This is a genomic window from Gammaproteobacteria bacterium (genome assembly GCA_017999615.1).
Taxonomy (GTDB): domain Bacteria; phylum Pseudomonadota; class Gammaproteobacteria; order JAABTG01; family JAABTG01; genus JAGNLM01.
Genome location: JAGNLM010000005.1, coordinates 12,135 through 38,483, shown reverse-complemented (window position 1 = coordinate 38,483; position 26,349 = coordinate 12,135). Strand labels below are relative to the sequence as shown.

Below are 26,349 nucleotides of genomic sequence, written 5' to 3'. Positions count from 1 at the left end.
CACGTGTTCAGGACTGCCGAGCTGGGGCGAAAGGTCACACGAGAGCTCTACAACGAACAGGCGACGGAGCTGCGCCAGGACCTGCTGGAGCTTCAGCAGACGCTGCGCGGCGCCGGCTTCCCCGTCATCGTGGTCTTCGCCGGCGTGGACGGGGCCGGCAAGGGGGAGACCGTCAATCTGCTCAACGAGTGGATGGACCCCCGCTGGCTCATCACGCGGGCCTACGACGACCCCTCCCAGGAGGAGGCCGAGCGTCCCGAGTACTGGCGCTACTGGCGCGACCTTCCCCCTCGGGGGCGGATCGGGTTCTTCCTGCGCGCCTGGTACTCCAGGCCCGTCCTCGACCTCGCCCACGGCCACATCACACCCGCGGAGTTTGACGACCGTCTGGACCGCGTGGTCTCGTTCGAGAAGGCGCTCGCCGACGACGGCGCGCTCCTCGTCAAATTCTGGATGCACCTGGGCAAGGCGGCCCAGAAGAAGCGCCTGAAGGCCCTCGAGAAGGACCCGGCGCTCAGCTGGCGGGTCACCGAGAGCGACTGGCGCCACTGGAACATGTACGACGCCTTCATCAGCGCCGCCGAGCGCACGGTCATGCGCACGAGCACGGGACACGCCCCCTGGCACATCGTCGAAGGGTTCGACGAGCGCTACCGGGGTCTCACGGTGGGAACCATCCTCCGTGACTCGATCCGCCAGCATATGGCCCACCTGGAGGCCGAGCGCCGGGTCACCGCCGAGTTGCAGGCCCTGCACGTGCCCCCCCCACCGACCGAGGGGCGGGAGCTCCCCGACGGGGCCTCGCCCCCCCCCACCCTCGGCAAGATGCCCACGGTGCTCTCGGCGCTCGACATGAAGCTGGTCCTCGGCAAGCAGGCCTACGAACAGCAGATCAACAAGTACCAGGGCGAGCTCAACCTGCTGCACCGGGAGGCGTTGAAGAACGGCGTCTCCACGCTGGTGGTCTTCGAGGGCTGGGACGCGGCAGGCAAGGGCGGGTCGATCCGCCGCTGCACCGGCGCGCTCGACGCGAGGCACTTCGAGGTCATCCCGTTTGCCGCGCCGACGGACGAGGAGCGCGGGCACCACTACCTCTGGCGTTTCTGGCGGCATCTGGGGCGCGCCGGGCGCGTCACCTTCTTCGACCGGAGCTGGTACGGGCGGGTGCTGGTGGAGCGCGTGGAGGGCTTCGCCAGGGAGAAGGAGTGGATGCGGGCCTACGCGGAGATCAACGACTTCGAGGAGCAGCTCGTGGAGCACAGGATCGTCCTGGTGAAGTACTGGCTGCACATCACCAAGGACGAACAGCTCGCCCGCTTCAACCAGCGCGTCGAAGTGCCGTGGAAGCGCTGGAAGCTCTGCGAGGAGGATTGGCGCAACCGCGAGAAGTGGGACCAGTACGAGCTCGCGGTGAACGACATGATCGCGCGCACCAGCACGCGCCTGGCGCCCTGGACCCTGGTGGAGGCGAACGACAAACGATACGCGCGGATCAAGGTGCTGAAGGTGCTCTGCGAGCGCCTGGAGCAGGCGCTCGCGCGAACGCCTCCCTAGTCCTCTTCCTCGCGCGGCTTGAACGCCGCCACGAGCTCCTGCTGCACCTTTGGCGGAACCGGGTCGTAGTGGCTGAACTCGATCGTGTAGCTCCCCTCGCCCCCGGTGACCGACTTCAGCTTCGACTGGTAGTTGCCCACCTCGGCGAGGGGCACCAGACCCTCGATCAGCACACGCCCGCCCGCAAGCATGTCGGTGCCGTTCACCCGGCCCCGCATCGAGGAGAGGTCCCCGGTAATGTCACCGACGGCGCTCGCGGGCGTCTTCACCTGGATCGTCACCACGGGCTCCAGGATGACCGGCTTGGCCTTCGCGACGGCATCGACGAAGGCCTTCTTCCCGGCGGTGACGAACGCGATTTCCTTCGAATCGACCGCGTGGTACTTGCCGTCGTACAGGGTCACGCGCACGTCGGAGAGGGGATAGCCCGCGATGGCGCCGCCCTCCAGGACCTGGCGCACCCCCTTCTCCACGGCGGGGATGAACTGATTCGGGATCGCCCCGCCCACCACGGCGTCGACGAACTCGAAGCCCGTGCCCCGCGGCAGCGGCTCGATGCGCAGATAGACCTCGCCGAACTGCCCGGCACCGCCCGTCTGCTTCTTGTGGCGATGGTGACCCTCGGCGTTCGTGGTGATCGTCTCGCGGTACGGGATGCGGGGGGGGCGCGTCTCCACCTCCACGTTGTAGGCGGATTGCATGCGCTGGAGCACGACGCGCAGGTGCATCTCCCCGAGCCCGCGAATCACCGTCTCGTTGGTCGACGCGTTCTGCTCCACGACCAGGCAGGGGTCTTCTTCCGCGATCTTGCGCAGGGCGTCCGAGAGCTTCTTCTCGTCGCCCCGGCGCTTGACCTCGATGGCAAGCCCGAACATCGGCGAGGGGCAGCGCACCGAGCGCAGGTGGAAGTGGTCCGCCTCGTGGGAGTCGTGGAGAACGTCGCCGAAGCGCACCTCCTCGACCTTCGCCACGCCGCAGATGTCACCCGGGATGGCCGCGTCGATCTCCCGGCGGTCGCGTCCCATCAGCTGGAACAGGTGCGAGACCTTGAAGGGCTTGCGTGCCTCGCCCACGAAGAGCTGAGAGCTCGGCGTGACCGTGCCCTGGTGGACCCGGAATGCGGCGAGCTTGCCCAGGTAGGGGTCGAAGGTCACCTTGAACACGTGGGCCACCACGTGCTGGGTCGGGTCGGGCACGATCGTCGCCCGCTGCGCCTCGGCACCCTCCCCCTTGAGGAACGGCGGCACGTTGCCCTCCAGCGGGCTCGGCATCAGACGCGAGAACACGTCCAGGAGCTCCTTCACGCCGGCGCCGGTCTGGGCGGAGACGAAGCAGACGGGGATGAGATGCCCGTCGCGCAACGCCTTCTCGAACGGCTCGTGGAGCTGCTCGGGCTGGAGGTCGGCTCCCTGCTCCAGATAGAGCTCCATCAGTGCCTCGTCGACCTCCACCACCTGGTCGATGATCTGCGTGTGCGCGTCGGCCACGGAGGAGAAGTCGGCGGGCTCCTCGGAGGCCTGGAAGAAGCAATCCACGACGCCCTTTCCGCCCCGCGCCGGGAGGTTGATCGGCAGCACCTCCTTGCCGAAGGCCTCGCGCGCCTGCTGCAGCAGTGCTGGCAGGTCGACGCCCTCGGCGTCGATCTTGTTGATGACGATGACCCGGCAGAGCCCGCGCTCCGCGGCGCGCTCGAGCAGGCGCTGGGTGGTCATCTCGACACCCGCGTGGGGGTCCATCACCACCGCCACCGTCTCCACGGCAGGGAGTACCGACACGGAGCGGCCGAGGAAGTCGGGTAGCCCCGGCGTGTCGATCACGTTCAGGTGCCGGCCGCGGAACTCGAAGCTCGCGACCGCCGACTCCAGCGAGTGCAGCAGGTCCTTCTCCAGGGCGTCGAAGTCGCTGACCGTGGTCCCCTTGTCCACGCGACCGGGCTCCGAGATTGCGCCGGCCGCGTGCAGCAGCGCCTCCAGGAGGGTGGTCTTACCGGCGCCACCGGCGCCAACCAACGCGATGTTGCGGATGTCCTGCGTCGTGTAGCTGGGCATGATCTCCTCGCTTCCCTGGTCCCGGGCAGGTGCCGGTCTCGGCCGGCGACGAACGCGTGCGGGCGGTTCGTGTCAGTGGTTACAAAGCGTTTAGGATACCCCTGGGAGCACCCCCATTGGCAGGGTCGCGCCGGCCCACACCACCCGGCGCCGGGCCCCTGTGATGCGTCTCCCCCGGCTCAATCGAACTCTCCCCGGGGCTTCGTTGCGCCGCGCTCCTTGCGCCCCCCCGCGTTCTCGACCGCGGGCAGGGAGAGCACGTAGGCCGCGATGGCCGCACGGTCGGCGGCGGTCAGGTGGCGGGTGCCGTTCTCGATCACCTCGGCCATCCCGCCGCCCGCGTAGTCCCCCGAGGGAGTCGCGCCGCTCGCGAGGTACTCCGCGAGGTCACCGGGGCGCCACCGCCCGATGCCGGTGGCCCGGTCGGGCGTGATGTTCGGAACGGCCCCACCCTCGGCTCCCTGCACGGCACCCGCGTAACGCCGCGTGTCGTCCGTCCCGCCCAGGGCGTTGCGTGGGGTGTGGCACTCTCCGCAGTGCGCCATCGCCTCCGCGAGGTAGGCGCCCCGGTTCCACTCGGCGGTGCGCGAGGGGTCGTCGGCGAAGGCGCCAGGGGTGAAATAGAGCGCCCGCCAGAACCAGTTGACCCACCGGGCGCGCAGAACCAGCGGCAGCTCGTGGGGCCGGTCGGGTGCCGCCACGGGCTCGACGGTACGCAGGTACGCCCACAGCACGGAGACGTCCTCCGGACGCATCCGCGTGTAGCTCGTGTACGGGAAGCTCGGGTAATACGGGGACCCGTCCGGCGCGACGCCCCGCGTCAGGGCCCGGGCGAAGTCGGACTCGATCCACCGCCCGATGCCGTGCTCCGGGTCGGGGGTGACGTTGGGGGCGAGGAAGGTCCCGAGTGGGGTCGCGAGCGCGCGCCCACCGGCAAGCGGCGCACCCCCCGCCCGGTCCTCGGTGTGGCAGGCGAGACAGCCCGAGGCGCGATAGACGTAGGCACCTCGGGTCAGGACGTCGGCATCCGCTGCCGACGAGGAACCGGCGGCGAGCACCAGGCACGCCGCCGCCCATCGGGGCCATCCGCGTCCCACGGCGCGGCCCCGCCTATTTCGCCCTGAAATTCTGGTGGCAACCCTTGCAGGTCTGGGCAAAGCCGTCGAAGGCCCTGCCCCCCGCAGCGGAGTCACCGGAGCGGACCGCCGCCGCGAGGGCCTCTGCGGCCTTGCCCGAATCCCCGGCGGCCTTCTCGAACTCGGGCCGCTTCTTCCACACCTCCGGCCTGGCATCGCTCTCGCCGAAGTCCGAGCCGGCGGGGAACATCGCCGGGATGTCCTTCGTGAGGGACGCCGCGGCCTGGGCATGGCCGTCGAGCTGTCCGCCGAAGGGTACCTTCCCGCGGACGATCTGGGCCATCGCGGTCGTGTGGCCCCCGAGGGCCTTCATCGCCGCCTGCCGGTACTTGATCACCTCTTCGGAGTCCGCGGCCCACGCGGCTCCGGTCACGAGAACGCCACAAAGGGCCAGGGACTCTACGAAACGCTCGCGGATGGTCATCGCTCTCTGCTCCACGCGGGTCTTCGCCGCTCGACGGGGTCACCGGTTCGAAGGGTAAACGCCGGCTAGCATCTTACCCTCGCCTGCCCCGTTCCGGGCAAGCCGGCCCTTGACGCCGGCAGGCGCCCCGCCGATCAGGCCGCCGTCAGCGCCCGCGCCAGCTGGTAGAAGAGGAAGCTCGAGAGCCAGGCGAGGAGCAGGGGCCAGACCACGGCGAGCACGGTGAAACCCCAGCTCCGGGACTCCTGCCGAAGCGTCGCGACCGCCGACAGGCAGGGGGTGTAGAGGAGGACGAAGAGCATGAAGCTGTAGGCCTGGACCGCGTCCAGCCGGCTCGCGACCACCCCGGCGAGGCCGTTCTCCCCGACCCCGTAGATCACCGCCATCGCGCCGAGCACGATCTCCTTGGCGACGAACCCGAAGATGAGGCTGACGCTGAGCAGGCTGTCGAAGCCGAGGGGTGCGAACACGGGTTGGGTCCACTCCGCGAGACGGCCGGCCAGGGTCTCGGGGCCCGCGGGCACGCTACCGAAGGGGTAATGGGTGAGGAACCAGACCAGCACCACTCCCAGCACGATGAAGACCGTCGCCCCACGCAGGAAGTGGCTCACCTCCTCCCAGGCGCGCTGCGCCATCTGCCCGAGGGTCGGGGCGCGGAACGGCGGGAGCTCGAGCAGCAGCGGCTCGTCGTTCACCAGCCGCCGGCGATAGAGCAGCGCGGTGAGAAAGGCCGCGGCGAAGCTGAGGAGGTAGAGGCTGAAGAGCGCCAGCGGCGCGACGGCCGGCGTGAAGACCGCGGTGGTGAGGAAGACGAAGACCTGCAGGCGCGCCGAGCAGAGCGAGAAGGGAATGGTCAGCATCGTCAGCAGGCGCAGGCCGCGCGAGCGCATCACGCGCGTGCCCATGAGCGCGGGCACGTTGCAGCCGAACCCCATCAGTTGCATCACGAAGGAGCGCCCGTCCAGGCCGATCCGGGACATGAAGGCGTCCATCAGGAAGGCCGCCCGGGCGAGGTACCCGCTGTCCTCGACGAAGCCCATGAAGAGGAAGAAGAGCAGCAGGATCGGCAGGAACGAGGCGACCGTGCCCACGCCGTCGTACAGGCCCTCGAGGAGGAAGCTGCGCAGCACCGCCGGGGCTCCGTCCATGGCGGGCACCAGGGCGGCCGTCTTCACGTGCTCGAGCACCCAGGCCACCCCGTCCTGCAGGGGCGTGCCCAGGGTGTAAACGGCCTCGAACACGAGCCACAGGATGGCGAAGAACACCGGCAGACCGAGCCAGGGGTGCAGGAAGACCTTGTCGAGCCGGGCCGTGAGCCCCTGGGGCAGCTGCACCGGCACGTGGACTGCCCGCTCCACCAGGGTGTCCAGCCGCGCCTCCAGGGAGTCGTCCGCGGCCAGGGACTCGGCGTTGGCGCGACGCAATTCGCTGTTGTACAGCGCGTGCTCGAGCGCCCGGCTGGCGTTCGCGAATCCCAGCCCGTACTTGGCGCTCATCGCGACCACGGGGATCCCCAGCTCGTGGGCCAACGCGCCCACGTCCACCTGGATCCCGAGGTTCTGGGCCTCGTCCTGCATGTTCACCAGGAGTACGAGCGGGAGCCCGAGCTCCTTCAACTGGAGGGGCAGGACCAGCTGACGGTCCAGCTGGGTCGCGCTCACCAGCACGGCGACCACGTTGACCTCGTTGTGCTCCAGGAAGTGGCGCACGACCCGCTCGTCCTCCGCGTAGCCGTGCAGGTCATAGACGCCAGGGAGGTCCACCACCTCCACGACCCCCGTGCCCAGCGTGATCCTGGCGGAGAGGAGCTCGACGGTGATCCCGGGCCAGTTGCCGATGCGCGCGCGGGCGCCGGTGAGAAGATTGAAGAAGGTGGACTTGCCCGTGTTGGGCATCCCTACGATGGCGATCCGCCGAGGCGTCCCTGCGGCGCCCCCCCGAGGATCCGCCGTCCCTCTGCGGCCGGCGGCGCTGCCCGCGCTCACGCGGACGGGGTCCGCACGCGGACCAGGCGCGCCTCGCGGGGACGGATGATGAGGTCGGTGCCGCCCACCCGGACCTGCATGGTCCCCCCCAACCGCGAGCGGCGCACCACGACCACCTCGCGCCCGGCGCGCAGACCCATGGCCCGCATGCGCGACGTCAGCGGGCCGGACGGCTCCACTTCGTCGATGGTGGCGGGCTCGAGCAACGGGAGGGTGTCGAGGGTCATCGGGAGGCGCGCTGTGCGTGTGCGCACAATCATCCACCAACATCCCGGGGTGAGTAAATGCCGGTGCCTGACGGCGCCGGTGCACCGCAGAGACCCGGCCCGGTGGTGGACTCGCGGCCGAAAGGGCGGTTGAATCCGCGCCTGCGCACATGCGACACCGGGAGCCGAGCGAATCGTGAGCGACATCGAGTCACGCCGTCTGCAGGGGCTCGTCTTCGCCCTCGTCGCCGCCGCCTTCACCAACATCTACCTGACCCAGCCGGTGCTGCCGGTGCTCGCCGAGGAATTCGGGGTCGACGAGGCCGGGGCGTCCCTGTCCATCTCCGCCGCCATCCTGGGGATCGCCCTCGCCACCCTGCCCTTCGGCAAGCTCGTGGACCGCTATCCCATGCGCCCCATCATCCTCTCCGGGGGGCTGGTGGTCGGGGGGGCGGGCCTGCTCTGCGCCCTGACCACCCAGTTCGGGCTGCTGGTGACGGCCCGCCTGGCCCAGGGCCTGTTCCTGCCGGCCCTGACCACCTGCCTCGCGGCCTACCTGGCGAACCGGCTGCCGGTCGCCCGCCTGAACGTGGTCATGGGGGCCTACGTCTCCGCCACCGTGGTCGGGGGCCTTGGCGGGCGCCTGCTGGGAGGGTGGATCCACCCCCCCCTGCACTGGCGCTACGCCTTCGTCAGCGCGGCCGCCCTCGTGCTCGCCGCGGCCCTCGCCGCCGCCCGATGGCTCCCCGGGGCGGCGGAGACCCCGCCGCGCCACGGCTCCGAGGTCGGCTACCGCCAGCTCCTCACCTCCTGGCCCGTGCTGCGGACCTACGCGGTGGCCTTCGGCGCCTTCTGGGTGTTCTCGGTCACCTTCAACTACCTGCCCTTCTACCTGAGCGCGCCGCCCTTCGAGGCGTCCACCGGGCTCATCACCCTCCTCTACGTCGTGTACCTCATCGGCGCGGTGACGGGCCCCCTGGCCGGGCGGCTCGCCAACCGCATCGGGAGCGGCCCCACGCTCGCGCTCGGCACCACGGTCTTCGCCTTCGCCCTCGCCCTGACCCTCATCCCGTCCCTCGTCGCGGTGCTGGCCGGTCTGATGCTCACCTGCGCGGGGTTCTTCACCACCCACGCCGCAGCTGCGGGCGCGCTCAATCGCCGGCTCACCAGCAGCCGGGGGCGGGGCAACGCGCTCTACGTGCTCTTCTACTACGCGGGCGGCAGCGTCGGGATCACGGTGAGCGGCTACGCCTACCGGCACGGCGGCTGGCCGGCCGTCGTGGGAGCCGGGACCGTCGTGCTGGCCCTGACGCTGCTCATCGCCGTCCTCGAAGTCCGCGAGTCGGGCCGCCCGGCCCCGCAGCCGGTCGGGGACGAGGGACCCGCCGCGGGCGCGTGACACGGGCGCGTGACGCCCCTGGTAATACGATTACGGATAATGGTAATATCCCTCCGCTGTCGCGAAGGGGTCCGGGGACCGGCAGGGAACGCCGGTTGCCCGGGTCTGTGGTTCTGCAGCGAGAGGAATGACCCCATGAAGGAGATCCCCTGCGGGCGCCTGGCGCTGGCGAGTCTGCTGGTCGCACCGCTCACCGTGCATGCCGAGGCCCCGGTCGCCCTGCCGACCCTGGACGTGGTCTCGACCCCGATCATCGAGGCGAACCGGATCGACCCGTTCGCCGGTGTGTCCACGGTGGTCGGCGAGGACCAGGTCCGGGACCTGAACGCCCAGGATCTCCCCTCGGCCCTGCGCCGCACCCCCGGCGTCACCATCTCCCGCTACAACCCGGTGGGCTCCTTCGGGGGGGCGGAAGGCGGCGGGATCTTCGTGCGCGGCATGGGCTCGAGCCGCCCGGGCGGCGAGATGAAGACCTACGTGGACAGCGTCCCCCTGATGATGGGGGTCTACAACCACCCGCTCATGGACCTCCTGCCCGTGGACGCGGCCGGCTCCATCGAGGTGGTGAAGGGGGCCCAGCCCCACCGCTTCGGCAACACCTTCAGCGCCATCAACCTGCAGCCCAAGGCCCTCACGCAGGAGGGGCACCTCGCGCGGCTCTCGGCGCAGGGCGGGAGCTTCGACACCTGGGCCGAGACCCTCGACGTGGGCGTGCGTGAGGGCCCCTTCGACGCCTACGCGGCCCAGGGCTGGCGGCGCTCCGACGGGTACCGCGACCACGCGGACGGGCGGACCTCCAACGTCTACGGCCGCATCGGCTACCAGGTCTCGCCGGAGTGGAAGGCCTCGGTCATGGGCCTGCACTCCAACAACTACGCGATGGACCCCGGGGAGGTCGGCAAGCCCGCCACGCGCCAGGGCAAGTACCGGACCCGGGACTCCCTCTGGACCCTGACCCTGGCCCACGACTACGACCGGGTGGCCGGGGAGGTCAAGGTCTACTCCAACGACGGCAGGTCGGAGTGGACCGGACAGACCGGCACCGACCGCGACACCCTCATGGACTGGGAGCAGACGGGCCTGCGGGTGCGGGAGTCCCTGCAGCCCTGGGAAGGCGGCCGGATCGAGCTCGGCTTCGACAGCGACCGGGTAGACGGTGACGTGGACTTCATCAAGCAGAACGGGGTCCTGACCCACTGGCAAGCCTCGGCCTTCCGGGTCGACTCGCCCCTCGCCGTCGTGAGCCACGAGTGGGGGCTCGGGGACGGGTGGTCGATCACCCCCTCGGGGGGCGTGCGCTTCTACCGCCACAACGAGTTCCAGAACGAGTGGGCGCCCCAGGCAGGCGTGGTGGTTCGCAACGGCGAGACCACCTTCCACGGGTCCTACGCCCGCGGCGTCAACTATCCGGGCCTCGAGGTCGTCGTCTTCTCCGATTACATCATTCCCAAGCTCGGCCACTCCTGGGAGGACCTCGAGCCGGAGACCCTGAACCACTTCGAGGTGGGCGTCGACCACGCGCTCACCTCCTGGCTGCAGGCGGGCCTGAGCCTTTTCTACGACAAGGGCCACGACCGTTACCTCGTGGTGCCCGCACCGCCACCCCCGCCCCGTTACGCCAACATCGAGACCTTCCGGATCCGCGGCGCCGAGCTGACCGTCACCGCGGCGCCGAGCCAGGACGTGTCGGTCTTCGCTGGGCTGACCCTGCAGGACACCCGGCCGAGCGACCTGCCCTACGCACCGCGCACCTCCGTCTCGATGGGCACCAACTGGCAGGCCCTGCCGCGGTTGCGGGTGAGCGCCGACGCCGAGTACGTGGGGAAGATGCAGGTCCTCTCCCAGGGACGGCGCCTGAACGCCGAGAACACCGACGAGGTCGACGGACACGTCCTGCTGAACGCGCGCGTCGCCTACCAGTTGACCGACCGGCGCCACGGCCCGGGCAGCGAGGTCTTCCTCGCGCTCGACAACATCACCGACGAGGACTACGAGTACCGGCCGGGCTACCCGATGCCGGGCATCGGCGCTATGGTGGGCGTCGTCCTCACCCTCTAGAGCGCCTGACCGGACAGGAGCCCCGTGCGCGACCCTCAGCAGGTCTTCTTCGACGAGCGGGCGGAAGGCTGGGAGGCACGTTCCTACCCGCCGGAGACGCTCGCGCGACTCGCGGAGCTGGTGGGTGACCTCGCCCTCCCCCGGGACGCGGCCGTGCTCGACCTGGGGGCGGGGACCGCCGTCCTCCACCCCTACCTGCGGGCCGCCCTGGGGCCCGCGGGGACCATCGTGGCGCTGGACCTCTCCCACGCCATGCTCCGAGTCGCGCGGGGCAAACCGCTCGGCTCCCGGGACCTCCTGGTCCAGGCCAGCGCCCTGGGGCTCCCCTTCCCCGACCGGTATTTCGACGTCGTGCTGTGCTTCGCGGCCTTCCCCCATTTCCCCGACCCCCGCCGGGCCCTCGCCGAGATGGCCCGGGTGGCGCGCCCGGGCGGTGAGGTGGTGGTTGCCCACCTGCTCAGCCGGGAGGAGTTGTCCGCGCACCACGGCCGCTACCACGCCGTGCAGAGCGACCGCCTGCCCGACGAGCCGTCCATGCGCGGGCTGTTCGAGTCCGCGGGCCTCGGCGTGCCGGAGACCGTGGACCGCCCCGGGCGCTATCTCGCCCGGGGGCGCAGGCAGACCCCCGCCGCCCCGTGACGCGCCCGACCCTCGAGGTCGTGGGCCTGCGTTGCGTGCGGGGACGCCAGGTCGTGGTGGAGGACGCGAGCTTCGCGCTGCAGCCGGGCGAGCACGTGGCCCTGACCGGTGAGAACGGCTCGGGCAAATCCACGCTGCTGCGCGCGGTCCTGGGCCTGGATCGCTCCCGGGCGGGGCGCGTGTACCTGCAGGGCAAGGCCCAGGCACCCGGCTCGCCGGGAGTGCTGCGGCAGGTGGGCTGGATGCCCCAGCGCCTGCCCCTGGGGCGTTTCCCCTTCCGGGTCGACGAGCTCCTCGCCAGCAGCGGCAACCGGGCCGCCGCCCTCGAGTCCGCGGGCCGGCTCGGCGTGAGCGGCCTCGTCGCGCGGCCCGTAGCCGAGCTCTCCGGCGGGCAGCTGCAACGGGTCTTCCTCGCCCGGGCCCTGGGGTCGCTCGCCGCCCCCGGCCGGGCGCCACTGCTGGTGGTCGACGAGCCCACGGCCGCCCTCGACTTCGCCGGCCAGGCCGAGGTCGCCGATCTCCTCGTGGGCCTGGACGCCGCCGCTCTGATCGTGACCCACGACGAGCCGCTCGCCCGGCGTTGCGACCGCTGCCTGTCGCTCGCTGCGGGCCGGCTCCTGGACGCCGCGTGAACGGCGCCGACCTCCTGGACCTGCTCTCGCTCGCCCCCGTGCAGCGGGGGCTGGCGGCCATCCTCGTGTCGGGCGTGGGGATGCCCATCGTGGGCGTCTTCATCGTGGGGCTCGACATCCTGACGGCGCGCTTCGCGCTCATGCACACCGCCCTGCTCGGCGCGGCGCTCGCGCTCGTGGCCGGGGTGAATCCCCTCGCCGGCGCGCTCACGGCCTGTGCCGCGACCGGCGCGGCGCTCGTGCCGCTCAGCCGACGCCCCAGCGGGACCTCCGGCGCCATGGGCTTCGTGATGACGGTGTCCATCGCCATCGCGTTCCTGCTGCTCGCCGCCGCGGGGCTTCCCGCCTCGGCGGCGATGGAGCTCCTCTGGGGCTCGGTCCTGGCGACCCGCCCCGCGGACCTCGCGCTCCTCGCGGCGCTGAATGCCGCGGTGGCCGCCGCGTACCTCGTCCTGCGGCGGCCCCTGGCCCTGGTCTTCTTCGACCGCGAGGTCGCGCTTGCCTCGGGCGTGGCGGTGGACCGGGTGCTCGTGGTCACCCTGGTCCTCGTGGCGCTGGCCATCGGCGCCGTGATGCCGGTGACCGGGGCCCTGCTGGTGGACGCGGTGACCCTGCTGCCGGCCCTCGCGGCCCGGAACCTCGGGGCGTCCCTCGGCACTACCGTGGGGCTCGCGGTGGCGTTCGGACTGGTGGGAAACCTGCTCGGCTTCGGAATCGCCCTCGCCCTCGACCAGCCCGTGGGACCCGTGCTGGTGCTGACGGCGGGGACCATCACCTTCGGGACCTTCCTGCTGCGGCGCGCCCGCGGGGGCCCCGCGTGAGGAGCACCGGCGCCAGCCGTCGACCGGGCTGGGCAGCAGCCCTGGCCCTGGTCTTCGCGCTCGCCTGGGAGCCGGCGGCCCCGGCAGCCGAGGCAGCCCCGGGCCCGGCGGCCGGGGCGACCAGGGCGGCCCCGGCGGCCGACAGGGAGCCGCGGGTCGTCGCGTCCACCGCGTGGGCCGGGGCGGTCGCCCGGGCGGCGGGGGCGAGAGAGGTGCGGGTCCTGAGTCCGCCGACCCTGCAGCACCCTCCGGAGTACGAGCCGCGGCCCTCGGACCTGCTGGCCGTGGCCGAGGCCGACTTCCTGGTCCTCGGGGGCTTCGAGCGCTTCGCCCAGCGTCTGCGGGAGGCCGTGGGCTCGCGCGGTCAGGTCGTGCAGGTCCGCCTCGACCACGACCCGGAGGTGACCGACCAGGAGGTGCGCCGGCTCGCCGCGCTCCTCGGGGACCCCGCGGAGGCCGAGCGGAACCTCTCCGCGCTGCAACGGGAGCGCGAGCGCTTCACCGGCACGGTTGCCGAAATCCTGGGCCAGGGGGCCCGACCCCGGGCCCTCGTCCATCGATTCCTCGAGGCCTGGGCGCGCCTCGCCGGACTCGACGTCGTTGCCACCTTCGCGATGGGGCCAGCGCGCCCCTCCGACCTGCTGCGGCTGCTGGAGCGACGCCCCCAGATGGTCCTCGACAACGCCCACGCCCCCGGCGGCGCAGAGCTGGCCGAGACCGCCGGGGTCCCGCGGGTCGTGCTCGTCAATTTCCCGGGCTTGGACCTGGACCTCGCCGGGCTGGTCCGGGAGAACGCGCGGCGCTTCCGCGAGGCGCTCGGGGAAGGGAAGACACCGAAACCCTGGGGGGCGGCGGCCGTTTCCCGCGCATCGCCGGCCGAGGGGGGGCACGAAGTGCGGGTCCCTTGCGCCAGAGCAGTGTTACTGGCCTGCCATCCGTAATATCCTATTGCGTATGACGAGCGCTCGGGCGTCCATCCTCCACCCCCCGGCACCACCGGGTCGTCCCCGTCCCCCGGGGGCGAGCCTACCCCACGGCGCGCGCCCGCGCGCCGTGGCCGCTCCGACGGCGCGGGTGACGCCCCTGCGCCCCGAGGCGGCCCCCGAGGCGCTGGTCCGGCTCCCGGGCCTCGACGGGCGGATTGCCCTGGCCCTCGCCCTGGCCGCGGTGGTGCACGCCGCCGCCCTCCTGCTCGCCGACCCGAGGGGCCTGCCCGGCGCGCAGGGTCCCGCGAGGGTCGACCGGATCGAGGTGGTGCTGGCGGCCCCTGCCTCGCACCGGGCCCCGGGCGGCGGGGAACCCGCCCCTGCGAAGCCCCTCCCCGCGAACGGGCCGGAGTCCCTCCCTGAGATCCCACCGCCGGCCGCGGCGCCCGTGCCACCGGCCGAGCCCGCGCCAGCAACGATTCTGGATGCCCCCGCACCGGCCGAGCCCGCACTGGTGGCGATTCTGGACGCCCAGCCGCCGCCCGAGGCCACCCCGGCGAAACCGCGCTCCCCGTTGCCCGCCGACCGGCGCCCGCGCGCCCGGACCGCGCGAGCCACTGCGGAAGCGGCCCGGCAGCCTGCCACGCCCCCTGCGGCTCGCGAGCCGGCGACAGACTCGCTGGCTCGCTCCAGTACCGGCGAGGCCAGCGCGGCCCCGGCCGGGCCGGCACCCACCCCGGCGAAGGGCCGTTCCGGGACCGGCGCGGCGGCGGCCGGTATCGACGCCGAGGCCGCGCCCACCGTGCGGGTGCCCCCGACCTATCCCCTGGCGGCGCGCTCCAGCCGGACGGAAGGAACGGTACTGGTGGAGTTCACGGTCCTCCCCGACGGGAGCGTGTCGGACCCGAGGGTCTTGCAGGCCTCGGCGCCGGGGGTCTTCGATCTCTCGGTGCTGCGGGCGATCGTGCAGTGGCGCTTCGCCCCGCGAGTCGAGGACGGGCAGGCCGTCAGCCGCCGGGCGCGCCAGACGGTGCGCTTCTCCCTCTCCTCCTGATCACCCCTCCGGCCTGATCACCCCTCCGGCTCCCCGGACCGACCCCGGCTCCCCGCTCGCAGCCGCGCAGCCGGTCCGTCGTCCCGTGTCAGGGGTCGGGCCGCCTTTCACGCCCCGGAGACGCCCCCCCCTTCCTGCGCCGCCCGCTCCCGCAGCCGAGCGACCCGCGCGAGGCCAGCCAGGTCCCGGACACCCGCCGCACTGGCCTGGGCGAGGAGCACCAGGAACAGCTCGCCGGTGACCAGAGCGTCCGCCAGGGCCCGATGGCGGGCGTGGGCCCTCAGACCGAAGTGCTCCAGCCAGTGGTCGAGGCCCGTTCGCTCCAGGCCGAGACGAGGGTTCAACGCCGGGGCGAGCCAGGCCACGTCGAGCCAGGGGTTCGGGAGGCGCACACCCAGGCTCTGGCGCACCGCGCGCTCGAGGACAGCGCGGTCGAAGGGCGCGTGGAACGCCACGAGCGCGCAGCGGCCCGCGTACTCCAGGAACGACAGCAGGGCTTCGGGGGCAGGCTCCCCCCGCTCCCGCTCCCCGGGCGCGATGCCGTGAATCAATACGGCCTCGTCGGCTGAGGCCCCCTCCTCGCGCAGGACCACCTCGAACCCGCGGCCCACGTCCAGACGCCCCCGGCGCAGCGCCACCGCCCCGATGGCGATGAGCCGGTCGCGGCGGGGGTCGAGGCCACTGGTCTCCACGTCGACCAGGACGAATCGGGTCTCTTCGATGGGTGCGCGGTCGTCCTCGGCGCCCAGTGCCTGCCAGGAGCGCAGGCGGCCGGCCAACTCCGGGGCGAGGGGGGGCGGGCGGCGGTACAGGCTTGAGAAGAGCCTCACGGGCCGTAGTCGCGCGCGATCCGGGCCTGCAGCTTCCTGGCCTGGCGGAACGCCTCGCGCAGGATGCGCCGGTCCAACTCGTTCAGCGTGTGCGGGTCTACGCGGTCGTCGAGGGCCAGACCCGCCCGCTCCCGGGTCTGGCGGTGGCGCATGCGCAGGAGCTCGATGAAGGCGTAGGCGTCGCAGAACGCCCCGGCCTCGTCCTTCCCGACCCCGCCCTTCGCGGCGACCGCGCGCAGGCGGGCGAGCGTGCTGGTCTCGGGGACTCTCGCGCCCAGAGCCAACAGCCGCGCACCGTCCACGAACACCGCGGCTCCCTGCCCCTTCAGGTCCAGGGCATCGGGGTGCTCTCCCCCCTCGGACCCGCCGGACTCGCTCACGAGGCCCAGGGGCGGACGGTTGCGCAGGGCACTGGCGGCCATGGCGCGGAGGAACCCGGGGTGACCCGCGGCCCGTTCCAGCACGCCTCGTCGCAGGCGCTCCACGGCCCCCGAATCCCCGTAGACCGCGCGCAGGTCGAAGAAGATACCCACCTCCGCGAGCTGCTCCGGGTTCCCCTGGTCCACCCAGGTGGCAAACCGGTGCTCCCACTCCTCGGTGGTCAGGCAGAAGTCCGGGTGGCTCGCCAGGACCTGGCGCCGGCCGAGGGGATACGCGAGGTCCGACAGCGCCTGGTTGACCTCCCGGGCGAACGCCAGCAGGCGGCCCCGCGCCGCCTCCAGGTCTTCTCCTGGCGGGAGAGAGAAGAGGATCCCGTTGTCCTGGCCGGTCCGGAGGGTCTGCTCACCCCGTCCCTCGCTGGCGAAGGCGAGCCAGGCGAAGCGGGGCAGACCGTCCTCGTGGGACGCCCGCACCAGCTCGATCGCCCTCCTCGCCGTCTGGTCGTTCAGCAAGGTGACGATCTGCGCGAGCTGCTCGACCGACACCCCCTGGGCCAGCATCTGGCAGATCAGCGTCTGCGTCTGGGGACCCACCCCCATCAGGGCGTGCAGGTCGGGTGCCCGGCCGATGGTCCTCGACAGATTGGCGATCCCGACCCTCTGCAGGGAGAAGAGGTCGCGCTCGGAGACCACCCCCACCAGGCGGCAGTCGTCCACTACGCAGACGTGCCGAAAGCCGTGGCTCGCCATCAGGAGCGCGGCCTCGAGCGCGAGGCTCCGAGACCCCAGGGACGCCGGCTCGGGGGTCATCACGGCATCGATCGGGGTGTCCAGGGGCATCTCGCGCAGGGCCACCCGGGAGAGCAGGTCGTGCAGCGTGAAGATGCCGAGGGGACAGCGGTTGCCGCCGGTGACGACCACGCTGCCGACGCGTTCGCGCTCCAGCGTCTCGAGGGCCCGGCGCAGGGGCGTGCCGGGGGCGCAAGTCACGGGCTCGCGCCGGACCAGCGCCATCAGGGGGGTGTTGAACGTGCTGTCGGCGGCGAAGCGGTTCGCCACGCTGGCCTGCATCCCCCGCAGGGCCTGATCGAGCAGGCTCGCCAGGCGCCGGGCACAGAAGTCCTGGAACTCCGGGCTGCGGGCGCGAAGGGCGTCGAAGTCTTCGAGCGCGAGCTCGTAGCAGAACGTGTCCTCGACCGCCCGCTGGGTCATGCGCGCCGGCCGTTTGCCCAGCAGGGCACCGATGGGGAAGGACTCTCCGGCGAGGAGCTCCCAGGCGCCGTCCTCGGAGCCCGGGGTACCGGGGGCGGCCTCCCCCCGGACACGGCCCTGCTTGATGATGAAGAGCCGCGAGGCGGGTCCGTCCTCGGGACTCAGGACGGTGCGGCCCCGGGGGTAGAAGGCGAGGGTCAGCCGGGCCGCCAGAAATTCCAGGTCGGCCTGCGACATGTGGGAGAAGGGGGCGTGCTTGGCGAGGAACTCCAGGACCGGGGCCAGGGTGGCCGCCGATGTCCCGGCCCACGAGGAGGGAGGGGGAGGAACCATGCGGTCTCCCTGCGCAGAGCCCCTCAGGACTCCCCGGGTGCGGCCCGGACGGGCCGCACCCGGGTCTTCGGATCAGAAACGGCCGCCGCGGAAGCCACCGCCCCCCGGACCACGGCCACCACCGGGGCCACGGCCCCCGCCACCCGGGCCACGCCCGGCGCCACCGCCACCACCGCCGCCACCACCGGGGCCACCGGTGCGCGGCGCCTGGGGACGCGCCTCGTTCACGGTCAGGGCGCGCTTGTGGCTCTCCTTCCCATTCAGTTCGCGAATGGCCTTCTCGCCCTCGCTGCGGTTCGACATTTCGACGAACCCGAATCCCTTCGACTGCCCCGTAAAGCGGTCAGTGACGACCCGAGCGCTCTCGACGGTGCCAAACGGGGAAAAGAGCTCGGTCAGTTCGGCGTCGGTCATATCGTACGAGAGGTTGCCGACGTAAAGCTTCATGGCCATGGTGCAGACTCCTCGAGTCGTTCCTGAATCCAATACTGCGTGAGGGCGACGCGCTTAGTGACCGGGAACGGCACCCGAAGTGGCCAGCGTGCGCCAGGGCCAACGCCGAAGGCATCCCCCATAGGGTGGGCCGCCGCAGGCGTGGCAACCGGCAGTATAGCTTTTTTTATCCGGGGGAAAGGCTCGCGACGGTTACTGGCCCGCGGGCAGACAGAGCCCTTCCGAAAAACCTCAAGGCATCATGGAGTTCGGTCGCTAACCGGTGTATCGATGGGAGGTCAAGGGCGTAACCCTTCGCCCGGACGAGCTTCGCCCCTGAGAGTGAGAAGGCCATGGCGACTCACAAGCTGTCGAAACACGCTACCACCCTCGACCGAGACGTCCTGCCGCCCGAACCGCGGCGCAAGGGGGCAGCGAGGCGCGGCGCCGTCTCGAGCCCGCCGGTGAAGCGGCCCGTGGTGCGGCGCAGGGGAATCCGGCTCGGCCTGAACATGGCGGCACCGAGACTGGACCCCGGCGGACACGAGGACACCTGAGGACCGGAGGGAGAACCGGGCTCCGGCCCCCTGCCCGCTGCCCCCTGCTTTGGACGGGGTCTGCCGGGACGGAGCGCTTGCCGGCCTGCCCCGCCGCCGGGGACAATCGGGGTTCGGGGTCCGAGCCCGGCACGGGTGCCGCGGGGACCGCCGCACATCGAGACCGCCGTGAGCTCCAGCCCGGAATCCTTCGTCGCCTTCTTTCGCGCCGCCTCCCCCTACATCCACGCCCACCGGGGACGCACCTTCGTGGTGCAGTTCGGGGGCGAGGCCGTGGAGGACCCGCACTTCAACAACCTGGTCCAGGACCTGGCCCTCCTCTCGAGCCTCGGCATCCGCCTGGTGCTGGTGCACGGGGTCCGGCCGCAGATCGACACGCGGCTCGCCGCCCGCGGCATTCCCGGGCGCTTTCACCTGGGGTTGCGGGTAACGGACGACCCCGTCCTCACGGCCGCGAAGGAGGCCGCGGGGGCCGCTCGAGTGGAAATCGAGTCGCTGCTCTCCATGGGGCTCGCCAACTCGCCGATGGCGGGCGCCCGCATCCGCGTCGCCTCGGGAAACTTCGTCACCGCCCGCCCCGTGGGCGTGCGCGAGGGGGTGGACTTCGGCCACACGGGCGAGGTGCGCCGCATCGACCGGTCCGGGCTCGAGCACCAGATCGCCCAGGGAAACGTGGTGCTCGTCTCTCCCATCGGCTATTCCCCGACCGGCGAGGCCTTCAACCTGAGCAACGAGGAGGTCGCCACCGCGATCGCCGTGGAGCTGCGGGCCGACAAGCTGCTTCTCCTCGGGGAGCGCGGGTGCCTCGGGAGGACCGACGGCACTCCGGTCCGCCAGTTCACGCTGGACGAGGCCCACGCCCACCTCGCCGGCCTGCAGGCCGCTGGCGAGGGCCGCGAGAGTGAGCGGGTGAGGCACCTGGAGAGCGCCGTCTACGCGTGCCAGAACGGGGTCCGGCGCGCCCACCTGCTCGACCGGCGTGTGGACGGGGCGTTGCTGCTGGAGCTGTTCACCCGGGACGGCGTCGGCACGCTCGTGAGCGCCTCGCCCTACGAGCACCTGCGCCGCGCCAACATCGAGGACGTGGGCGGCCTGCTGGAGCTCATCCGGCCGCTGGAGGAAGAGGGGATCCTGGTGCGCCGGCCGCGGGAGAAGCTCGAGCGCGAGATCGAGCAGTTCACGGTGGTGGAAAGGGACGGGGCCATCATCGCCTGCGCCGCCCTGTACCCCTACCCGGGACAGGTGCTCGCGGAGCTGGCGTGCCTCGCGGTCGACCCCGCCTACCGCAATCTCGGGCTGGGGGCGCGCCTCCTGGAGAACACCGAGCGCGACGCGCTCGCCCTCGGCGCACGGGGGCTCTTCGTGCTGACGACCCGCACCTCCCACTGGTTCCGGGAGCGCGGTTTCGAGCCCGGCTCCCTCGACGACCTGCCCGTGGAGCGCAAGACTACCTACAACTTCCAGCGCGGCTCCAAGATCCTGGTCAAGTGGCTTCGGGCCTGATCTCGGCCTCGATGGCGGCGAGCGCCTCCATGGGGTCGGCAGCGGCCGTGATCGGCCGCCCGATCACGAGGTAGCTCGCGCCCAGCGCCAGCGCTTCGCGCGGCCCCAGCACCCGCTTCTGGTCCCCGGTAGACCCGCCACCGGGCCGGATCCCCGGGGTGACGAGCGCGAGCCCCGAGGGCAGCGCCGCGCGCAGGGGCGCGATCTCTCGGGGCGAGCACACCACCCCGTCCAGGCCGCAGTCGGCGGTCAGCTTTGCCAGGCGCAGCACGAGGGCCTCGGGCCCTTCGGAGAATCCGAGGTCCCGAAGATCCCCGGCGTCGAGACTGGTGAGCACGGTCACGGCGATCAACCGGGGCGGCCGGCGGGAGGCAGCCACGGCCTCCCGGGCCGCCTCGAGCATGCGCCGCCCGCCGAGGGCATGGACATTCACCATCCAGACGCCGAGCTCGGCCGCAGCCCGGCAAGCCCCGGCCACGGTGTTGGGGATGTCGTGGTACTTCAGGTCGAGGAAGACCTCGAAGCCAAGGGCGGACAGGTCCTGCACGACCCGCGGCCCGGCCGCCGTGAAGAGCTCCTTGCCCACCTTCACCCGCACCCTGGCAGGGTCCAGGCGCCTCGCCAGGGCCAGGGCCGGAGCCGGCTCGGGATAATCCAGGGCCACGATCACCCTCGGATCACTCACCTTCCACCCCCACGATCGGTTTCACGGTACCCCACAGCTTGCAGCTGGGGCACTGCCAGTGCAGCACGTGGCCATTGAACCCGCAATGCCCGCACCGGTACACGGAGCGGCCCTCGAGCAGCTTGCGGGTGAGGTCCTTCAGGCTCAGCAGATTCTCCCGGGCCGCGCCGTCGGCGCGGGCGAGGGAGAGCTCGATCAGGCGGTCGAGCCCGCGCGCCGACGGGCGCAGGCGCAGCTGTTCGGTCAGGAACCGGACCGCCGCCTCCCCTCCCTCGCGCCGGGCGCGAAGGTCCGCCAGCGCCAGCGCGGGCGAGACACCGCCGTAACGTTCCAGCAGATAGCCGAGATAGTCCTCCATCTCCCGGGACCGACCGATGGCCTCGTGGCAGCGCCCCAACGGCTCGATCACCTCAGGCAGATAGGCGGGGTCCTGTTGCTCGACCCGCTTCAGCGCCCGGATCGCCCCCCGGTGGTCCCCGCCCCGCTCCAGCAGGGCACCCTCGATCATGCTGGCCCGCACGCACTGGCTGCTCGCGTCGAGCGCACGCTGGACGCGGCCCAGCGCGCCCTCCAGGTCCCCTCCCCGGCCCCGCTCCTCCGCCTGCTCGCAATAGTAGTGCGCGATGACGCCCCCGTAGGGACGGCCCGAGAGACCCTCGAGCTGGCGGGCCGCCTGGGCCGCGCGGTCCCAGTCCTTTTCCTGCTGATAGATGTCCACCAAGTGCTGGAGGGCGCGCGCCCCGAACGGCTCGCTGCGGACCAGCTCCTGGAACAGACCCTCAGCCCGGTCGAGGAGGCCCGCGCGCATGTAGTCCTGGCCGAGCTCGAGCAACGCCTCGCCCCGCTCGCCCTGCCCGAGCGCGGGACGCGCGATCAGGTTCTGGTGGATCCGGATCGCTCGATCCACCTCACCGCGACGGCGGAAGAGGTTGCCGAGGGCGAGGTGGGTCTCGACGGTCTCGCTGTCAACCTCCAGGACCTTGACGAAGAGCTCGATGGCCTTGTCGGGCTGCTCGTCGAGGAGGTAATTGAGACCGCGGAAGTAATCCGAGCGCAGCGAAGGTGGACCGGGAGGCGCCGCCGCACCGCGCGCACCGCGCGTCGCCGCAAGCCATCCCGAGGCTGCTGCCACGGGGAGCAGGAGCCAGAGCAGCTCGTACATGCGCTACCCCCGATCCCGACCGGGATGCCCGAAGGCCCCCGCCCGGGCGGGCACCCCTGCTCTGCGGGGCCCGCGCGGACGCACGGCCCCGTCTAGCGAGTCACACGGCGTCCCGAAGCGACGGCGGCCGCCAGGGCCGCCGCCTCTGCCGCAGCCGCCGCGGCATCCACGCGATCCCGCAGCTCCTTGCCGGGCTTGAAGTGCGGCACGAACTTCTCCGGCAACGACACCGGCTCGCCGGTCTTCGGGTTACGGCCGACTCGCGACGGCCGGTGGTGCAGGGAGAAACTGCCGAAGCCGCGGATCTCGATCCGCTCTCCGCTGGCGAGGGTCTGGGCCATGAGCTCGAGGATGCTCTTGACGGCAAGCTCCACGTCCTTGTAGCCCAGCAGGGTCTGTCGCTCGGCGATCCGCTCGATCAGCTCCGACTTGGTGACAGTCCCCTTGTTGCCGCCCTCTGACAACGCCATAGCCCTTCCCCCGCTAGCCTCCGCCCGGCCGCCGATGCCGCCGCTTCACTTCCGGTCGAGCTGCTGACGCAGCAGGTCCCCGAGGGTCGCCATGCCGCCGGTGGCCTCTGCGCTGTAGTCGCTCAGCACAGCGGCCTCCTCGTCGGACTCCTTAGCCTTGACCGACAGGGAGATCACCCGCTTCTTGCGGTCCACACCGACGAATTTCGCCTCGATCTCCTCGCCGACGGTGAGCACGTTGCGCGCATCGTCGACCCGGTCGCGGGTCACTTCGGAGGCCCGGATGTAGCCCTCGACCCCGTCGATGAGCATCACCGCGGCGCCCTTGGCGTCGACCTCGGTGACCTTGCCCCGCACCACGCTGCCCTTCGGATTCTCGACCAGGAAGCGCGAGAAGGGGTCGTCGGCGAGCTGCTTGACACCCAGCGAGATCCGCTCGCGCTCGGCGTCGACCGCCAGAACCACCGCCTCGATCTCCTCGCCCTTGCGGAAGCTGCGGATCGCCTCCTCGCCCGGGGTGTTCCAGGAGATGTCCGAGAGGTGCACCAGGCCGTCGATGCTGCCGTCGAGCCCCACGAAGATCCCGAAGTCGGTGATCGACTTGATCGTCCCGACGACCTTGTCGCCCTTGTTGTGACTGGTCGCGAACTCCTGCCAGGGGTTGGGCTGGACCTGCTTGATGCCGAGCGAGATGCGGCGGCGGTCCTCGTCGATGTCGAGCACCATGACCTCGACCTCGTCGCCGACCTGGACGACCTTGCTCGGGTGGATGTTCTTGTTCGTCCAGTCCATCTCGGACACGTGGACGAGCCCCTCCACGCCCTCCTCGATCTCCACGAACGCACCGTAGTCGGTGAGGTTCGTGACCTTGCCGAAGAGCCGCGTGCCGACGGGGTAGCGCCGCGCGATGTTCTGCCACGGGTCCTCGCCGAGCTGCTTCAGGCCGAGCGAGACGCGGTTGCGTTCCCGGTCGAACTTCAGGACCTTCACGTCCATCTCGTCGCCGACGTTCACCACTTCGCTCGGGTGCTTGACGCGCTTCCAAGCCATGTCGGTGATGTGCAGCAGGCCGTCGATGCCGCCCAGGTCGACGAACGCGCCGTACTCGGTCAGGTTCTTCACCACGCCGCGCACGACGGAGCCTTCCTGCAGGTTGTCCAGCAGGGCCTGGCGCTCGGCACTCGTCTCGGCCTCGACGACCGCACGGCGGGACACCACGATGTTGTTGCGCTTGCGGTCCAGCTTGATCACGCTGAACTCGAGGGGCTTGCCTTCCAGGTACGTGGTGTCGCGCACCGGCCGCACGTCCACCAGCGAGCCCGGCAGGAAGGCCCGGATGTCGTTGATGTCGACCGTGAACCCGCCCTTCACCTTGCCGGTGATGATGCCGGTGACCGTCTCGGCCTTCTCGAACGCCCGCTCGAGGTCGCCCCAGGCCTGGGCGCGCTTCGCCTTTTCCCGCGACAGAACCGTCGTGCCGTAGCCGTCCTCGACGGCGTCCAGCGCGACCTCCACCATGTCGCCCGCCTTGACCTGGAGCTCGCCCCGTTCGTTGTAGAACTGGGCGGTCGGGATCACGCCCTCCGATTTCAGTCCGGCGTTGACGACCACCACGTCCGGACCGACGGAGACGACCAGCGCTTTCACGATAGCGCCGGGACGCATCTTCTGCTCCACCTGACTCTGCTCAAACAGCTCTGCGAAGCTCTCGCTCATTACACCCTTACCCTGGCCGCGAATTCCGCCGCGACACCGTCCGTTGAGCGGGCCGAGGACTGCCCGCACCTCACCCTGAACACCCACCTCGCCACCGTTCGGCGCGAGGACCCTTCAGCAGGTCTCCCTGCTAACCCTTCACCTCGGGGAAGGCCGTGCGCGCCACTTCCAGCACACGCTCGACCACCGCGTCCAACGCCATCGACGTGGTGTCCACGACCACCGCGTCGTCAGGCGCGCGCAACGGCGACACGCTCCGCCCGCGATCCCGGGCGTCGCGTTCCGCCACCTCCCTCTCGAGATCCGGAAGGCTAGCACGCAACCCTTTTCTCTTCAACTGGTTATAACGTCTCAGGGCCCGTTCCTCGACGCTCGCGTCGAGGAAGACCTTGGCCCGGGCGCCCGGGAACACCACGGTTCCCATGTCGCGGCCGTCCGCGACCAGACCCGGGGCCTGGCGGAATTCCCTTTGCCGCTCGAGCAGCGCCCCGCGCACAGACGGGAGGGCCGCGACCCGCGACGCGTCCGCGCCCGCCTCCTCCGTGCGCAACTCGAGCGACACGTCGCGCCCCTCGAGCCAGACCTGCGGCTCCTCGCCGTCCTCGCCGCCCGTGAAGCGCACGTCCAGTCCCAGGGCGAGCCGCGCCAGCGCCGCTTCGTCCCCCAGCGCGACGCCGCTGGATCGCGCGGCGAGCGCGAGCACCCGGTAGAGCGCCCCGCTGTCCAGGAAGTGCCACCCGAAGCGTGCAGCCACCAGACGGCTCACGGTGCCCTTTCCGGACCCGCTCGGCCCATCCACGGTGAGGACCGGGATCTCCCCGCTCCTGCCCCCGCCCCCGCTCACCCCGGCTCGCCCGTCAGGACTTCGATGTCGAGACCCGCGCCCCGGGAGAGCTCGGGGAAGCCGGGGAAGGAGGTCTGGACGTTGGCGCAGTCCTCGACGAGGACGTCGCCCTCGGCGGCCAGGGCCGCCATCGCGAAGGCCATCGCGACCCGGTGGTCGCCCCGGCTGTCGACCCGCCCCCCCGCGATGGGCCCGCCCCGGACGACCATGCCGTCGGGCGTCGGCCGGGCGTCGACGCCGAGCGCCCGCAGGCCCTCGGCCATCACCTCGATCCGGTCGCTCTCCTTGACCCGCAGCTCGGCGGCGCCGCTGACCACCGTCTCGCCCTCCGCGCAGGCGGCCGCCACGAACAACGCGGGGAATTCGTCGATGGCGAGCGGCACCAGCTCCGGCGGGATGACCGCCCCCCGCAGGCGGGCGCTGCGCACCCGCAGATCGGCGACCGGCTCGTGGCTGGACACCCGCTCGTTCTCCACCGTGATGTCGGCCCCGAGCAGGCGCAGGGCGTCGATCACGCCAGTCCGCGTGGGGTTCATGCCCACCTGCTCCAGCACCACGTCGGAGCCCGGGGCGATGCTCGCACCGACCAGGAAGAAGGCGGCGGAAGAGATGTCGGCGGGGACCCGCACCTCGCACGCCGCGAGCCGCCCCCCGCCCGTGAGGCACACCCGCCCGGGCGACCTCCGCAGAGCGTAGCCGAAGCCCTCGAGCATGCGCTCGGTGTGGTCCCGGCTCGGCGCAGGCTCCCGCACGCAGGTCTCGCCCCGGGCGTAGAGACCGGCCAACAGCAGGCAGGACTTCACCTGTGCGCTCGCCACCGGCATCGCGTAGTCGATCCCCCGCAGCCCGGGCACCGGGTGGATCACGAGGGGCGGCGTGCCACCTGCGCTCGTCTCGACCCGCGCGCCCATCGCCGCCAGCGGCTCGGTGACCCGGCGCATGGGGCGCCGGGTGAGGGAGGCGTCCCCGACCAGCGTGACAGCGAAGGGTTGCCCGGCGAGCAGGCCCGCCAGGAGCCGCATGGAGGTGCCGGAGTTGCCGAGGTCCAACGGCCCGTCGGGCGGGCGCAGGCCCTGGAGACCCACCCCGTGGACGACGACCCGGCCCGCGTCCGGGCCCTCGATGCGCACCCCCAGGCGCCGGAAGGCCTCGAGGGTGGCCAGGCTGTCCTCGCCCTGCAGAAAACCTTCCACCCGCGTGACGCCCTCGGCAACCGACCCCAGCATGACCGCGCGGTGGGAGATCGATTTGTCCCCCGGAACGCGCAGACGCCCCCGGAGGCGGCCACCGTGCCGGACCGCGAAACGCATCTGGGAGGAGACAGTCATGGGGCGAGGCCGGGA

22 protein-coding genes are annotated in these 26,349 nt (G+C 71.7%); 9 read left to right on the top strand and 13 right to left on the bottom strand.

The window, feature by feature from the left end; all coding sequences use genetic code 11:
* Nucleotides 1-3 precede the first annotated feature (3 nt).
* Nucleotides 4-1,554 carry a polyphosphate:AMP phosphotransferase gene (gene pap / locus KA217_06295; GenBank protein MBP7712063.1) on the top strand — a complete coding sequence of 517 codons (1,551 nt, stop codon included), beginning with the start codon at nt 4-6 and terminating at the stop codon, nt 1,552-1,554.
* Here pap and KA217_06290 read toward each other — a convergent pair.
* From KA217_06290 to feoB, 4 genes are all read right to left on the bottom strand, one after another.
* Nucleotides 1,551-3,602, bottom strand: a complete 2,052-nt coding sequence (locus KA217_06290; protein ID MBP7712062.1) for an elongation factor G — start codon at nt 3,600-3,602, stop codon at nt 1,551-1,553. The two genes, pap and KA217_06290, sit on opposite strands and share 4 nt — an antisense overlap.
* Before the next feature lie 179 nt (nt 3,603-3,781).
* The gene (locus KA217_06285) at nt 3,782-4,663 is read right to left on the bottom strand and encodes a cytochrome c (GenBank protein ID MBP7712061.1); all 882 of its coding nucleotides are present in this window, start codon (nt 4,661-4,663) and stop codon (nt 3,782-3,784) included.
* A 49-nt stretch (nt 4,664-4,712) separates the two neighbouring features.
* Complete coding sequence (locus tag KA217_06280) at nt 4,713-5,162, bottom strand: cytochrome c (protein MBP7712060.1); 450 nt, start codon at nt 5,160-5,162, stop codon at nt 4,713-4,715.
* Nucleotides 5,163-5,296: 134 nt separating this feature from the next.
* On the bottom strand, nt 5,297-7,417 hold the full coding sequence (gene feoB, locus KA217_06275; protein ID MBP7712059.1) for a ferrous iron transport protein B: 2,121 nt from the start codon (nt 7,415-7,417) through the stop codon (nt 5,297-5,299).
* Between the two features lie 129 nt (nt 7,418-7,546).
* On the opposite strand from feoB, the gene KA217_06270 reads away from it, so the two are divergent.
* The 7 genes from KA217_06270 (at nt 7,547) to KA217_06240 (ending at nt 14,882) form a co-directional block, all read left to right on the top strand.
* On the top strand, nt 7,547-8,752 hold the full coding sequence (locus KA217_06270; GenBank protein MBP7712058.1) for an MFS transporter: 1,206 nt from the start codon (nt 7,547-7,549) through the stop codon (nt 8,750-8,752).
* Nucleotides 8,753-8,887: 135 nt separating this feature from the next.
* The gene (locus KA217_06265; GenBank protein ID MBP7712057.1) at nt 8,888-10,810 is read left to right on the top strand and encodes a TonB-dependent receptor plug domain-containing protein; all 1,923 of its coding nucleotides are present in this window, start codon (nt 8,888-8,890) and stop codon (nt 10,808-10,810) included.
* A gap of 24 nt (nt 10,811-10,834) precedes the next feature.
* On the top strand, nt 10,835-11,449 hold the full coding sequence (locus KA217_06260) for a class I SAM-dependent methyltransferase (GenBank protein MBP7712056.1): 615 nt from the start codon (nt 10,835-10,837) through the stop codon (nt 11,447-11,449).
* Complete coding sequence (locus KA217_06255; protein MBP7712055.1) at nt 11,446-12,081, top strand: ATP-binding cassette domain-containing protein; 636 nt, start codon at nt 11,446-11,448, stop codon at nt 12,079-12,081. Before KA217_06260 ends, KA217_06255 begins: the two co-directional genes overlap by 4 nt.
* Nucleotides 12,078-12,902 carry a metal ABC transporter permease gene (locus tag KA217_06250; GenBank protein MBP7712054.1) on the top strand — a complete coding sequence of 275 codons (825 nt, stop codon included), beginning with the start codon at nt 12,078-12,080 and terminating at the stop codon, nt 12,900-12,902. Before KA217_06255 ends, KA217_06250 begins: the two co-directional genes overlap by 4 nt.
* Nucleotides 12,899-13,843, top strand: coding sequence for a hypothetical protein (locus tag KA217_06245; GenBank protein MBP7712053.1), 945 nt, complete (start codon nt 12,899-12,901; stop codon nt 13,841-13,843). The genes KA217_06250 and KA217_06245 overlap by 4 nt, the downstream gene beginning before the upstream one ends.
* Nucleotides 13,844-13,976: 133 nt before the next feature.
* Nucleotides 13,977-14,882, top strand: a complete 906-nt coding sequence (locus tag KA217_06240) for a TonB family protein (GenBank protein ID MBP7712052.1) — start codon at nt 13,977-13,979, stop codon at nt 14,880-14,882.
* A 107-nt stretch (nt 14,883-14,989) separates the two neighbouring features.
* Here the strand turns inward: KA217_06240 and KA217_06235 are convergent, their stop codons facing one another.
* From KA217_06235 to KA217_06225, 3 genes are all read right to left on the bottom strand, one after another.
* Nucleotides 14,990-15,712 carry a 3'-5' exonuclease gene (locus tag KA217_06235; protein MBP7712051.1) on the bottom strand — a complete coding sequence of 241 codons (723 nt, stop codon included), beginning with the start codon at nt 15,710-15,712 and terminating at the stop codon, nt 14,990-14,992.
* Complete coding sequence (locus KA217_06230; protein MBP7712050.1) at nt 15,709-17,637, bottom strand: CBS domain-containing protein; 1,929 nt, start codon at nt 17,635-17,637, stop codon at nt 15,709-15,711. The genes KA217_06235 and KA217_06230 overlap by 4 nt, the downstream gene beginning before the upstream one ends.
* A 72-nt stretch (nt 17,638-17,709) precedes the next feature.
* The gene (locus KA217_06225; protein ID MBP7712049.1) at nt 17,710-18,090 is read right to left on the bottom strand and encodes an RNA-binding protein; all 381 of its coding nucleotides are present in this window, start codon (nt 18,088-18,090) and stop codon (nt 17,710-17,712) included.
* Between the two features lie 704 nt (nt 18,091-18,794).
* On the opposite strand from KA217_06225, the gene argA reads away from it, so the two are divergent.
* Entirely contained in the window at nt 18,795-20,129 is a 1,335-nt protein-coding gene (argA, locus tag KA217_06220; protein ID MBP7712048.1) for an amino-acid N-acetyltransferase, read from the top strand.
* On the opposite strand, the gene pyrF is transcribed toward argA, so the two are convergent.
* The 6 genes from pyrF to aroA all read right to left on the bottom strand — a co-directional run bounded on the left by pyrF (nt 20,110) and on the right by aroA (nt 26,334).
* Nucleotides 20,110-20,814 (bottom strand): orotidine-5'-phosphate decarboxylase, encoded by a 705-nt coding sequence (gene pyrF / locus KA217_06215; GenBank protein MBP7712047.1) that lies wholly within the window; start codon nt 20,812-20,814, stop codon nt 20,110-20,112. The genes argA and pyrF overlap by 20 nt on opposite strands.
* Entirely contained in the window at nt 20,807-21,976 is a 1,170-nt protein-coding gene (gene lapB / locus KA217_06210) for a lipopolysaccharide assembly protein LapB (protein ID MBP7712046.1), read from the bottom strand. Before lapB ends, pyrF begins: the two co-directional genes overlap by 8 nt.
* Before the next feature lie 92 nt (nt 21,977-22,068).
* Nucleotides 22,069-22,446: an integration host factor subunit beta gene (locus tag KA217_06205; protein ID MBP7712045.1), complete on the bottom strand. Its 378-nt coding sequence runs from the start codon at nt 22,444-22,446 to the stop codon at nt 22,069-22,071.
* A 45-nt stretch (nt 22,447-22,491) separates the two neighbouring features.
* Nucleotides 22,492-24,162: a 30S ribosomal protein S1 gene (rpsA, locus tag KA217_06200; GenBank protein MBP7712044.1), complete on the bottom strand. Its 1,671-nt coding sequence runs from the start codon at nt 24,160-24,162 to the stop codon at nt 22,492-22,494.
* Nucleotides 24,163-24,292: 130 nt separating this feature from the next.
* Nucleotides 24,293-25,006, bottom strand: coding sequence for a (d)CMP kinase (locus KA217_06195; GenBank protein MBP7712043.1), 714 nt, complete (start codon nt 25,004-25,006; stop codon nt 24,293-24,295).
* The gene (gene aroA / locus KA217_06190; protein ID MBP7712042.1) at nt 25,003-26,334 is read right to left on the bottom strand and encodes a 3-phosphoshikimate 1-carboxyvinyltransferase; all 1,332 of its coding nucleotides are present in this window, start codon (nt 26,332-26,334) and stop codon (nt 25,003-25,005) included. Before aroA ends, KA217_06195 begins: the two co-directional genes overlap by 4 nt.
* Between the last annotated feature and the right edge of the window lie 15 nt (nt 26,335-26,349).

What these genes read in the sequence shown, in the direction of transcription:
- rpsA (MBP7712044.1), bottom strand. Translation starts at nt 24,162, where the DNA reads ATGAGCGAGAGCTTCGCAGAGCTGTTTGAGCAGAGTCAGGTGGAGCAG.
- KA217_06205 (MBP7712045.1), bottom strand. Translation starts at nt 22,446, where the DNA reads ATGGCGTTGTCAGAGGGCGGCAACAAGGGGACTGTCACCAAGTCGGAG.
- KA217_06230 (MBP7712050.1), bottom strand. Translation starts at nt 17,637, where the DNA reads ATGGTTCCTCCCCCTCCCTCCTCGTGGGCCGGGACATCGGCGGCCACC.
- aroA (MBP7712042.1), bottom strand. Translation starts at nt 26,334, where the DNA reads ATGACTGTCTCCTCCCAGATGCGTTTCGCGGTCCGGCACGGTGGCCGC.
- feoB (MBP7712059.1), bottom strand. Translation starts at nt 7,417, where the DNA reads ATGTTGGTGGATGATTGTGCGCACACGCACAGCGCGCCTCCCGATGAC.
- KA217_06265 (MBP7712057.1), top strand. Translation starts at nt 8,888, where the DNA reads ATGAAGGAGATCCCCTGCGGGCGCCTGGCGCTGGCGAGTCTGCTGGTC.
- lapB (MBP7712046.1), bottom strand. Translation starts at nt 21,976, where the DNA reads ATGTACGAGCTGCTCTGGCTCCTGCTCCCCGTGGCAGCAGCCTCGGGA.
- KA217_06225 (MBP7712049.1), bottom strand. Translation starts at nt 18,090, where the DNA reads ATGGCCATGAAGCTTTACGTCGGCAACCTCTCGTACGATATGACCGAC.
- KA217_06290 (MBP7712062.1), bottom strand. Translation starts at nt 3,602, where the DNA reads ATGCCCAGCTACACGACGCAGGACATCCGCAACATCGCGTTGGTTGGC.
- KA217_06280 (MBP7712060.1), bottom strand. Translation starts at nt 5,162, where the DNA reads ATGACCATCCGCGAGCGTTTCGTAGAGTCCCTGGCCCTTTGTGGCGTT.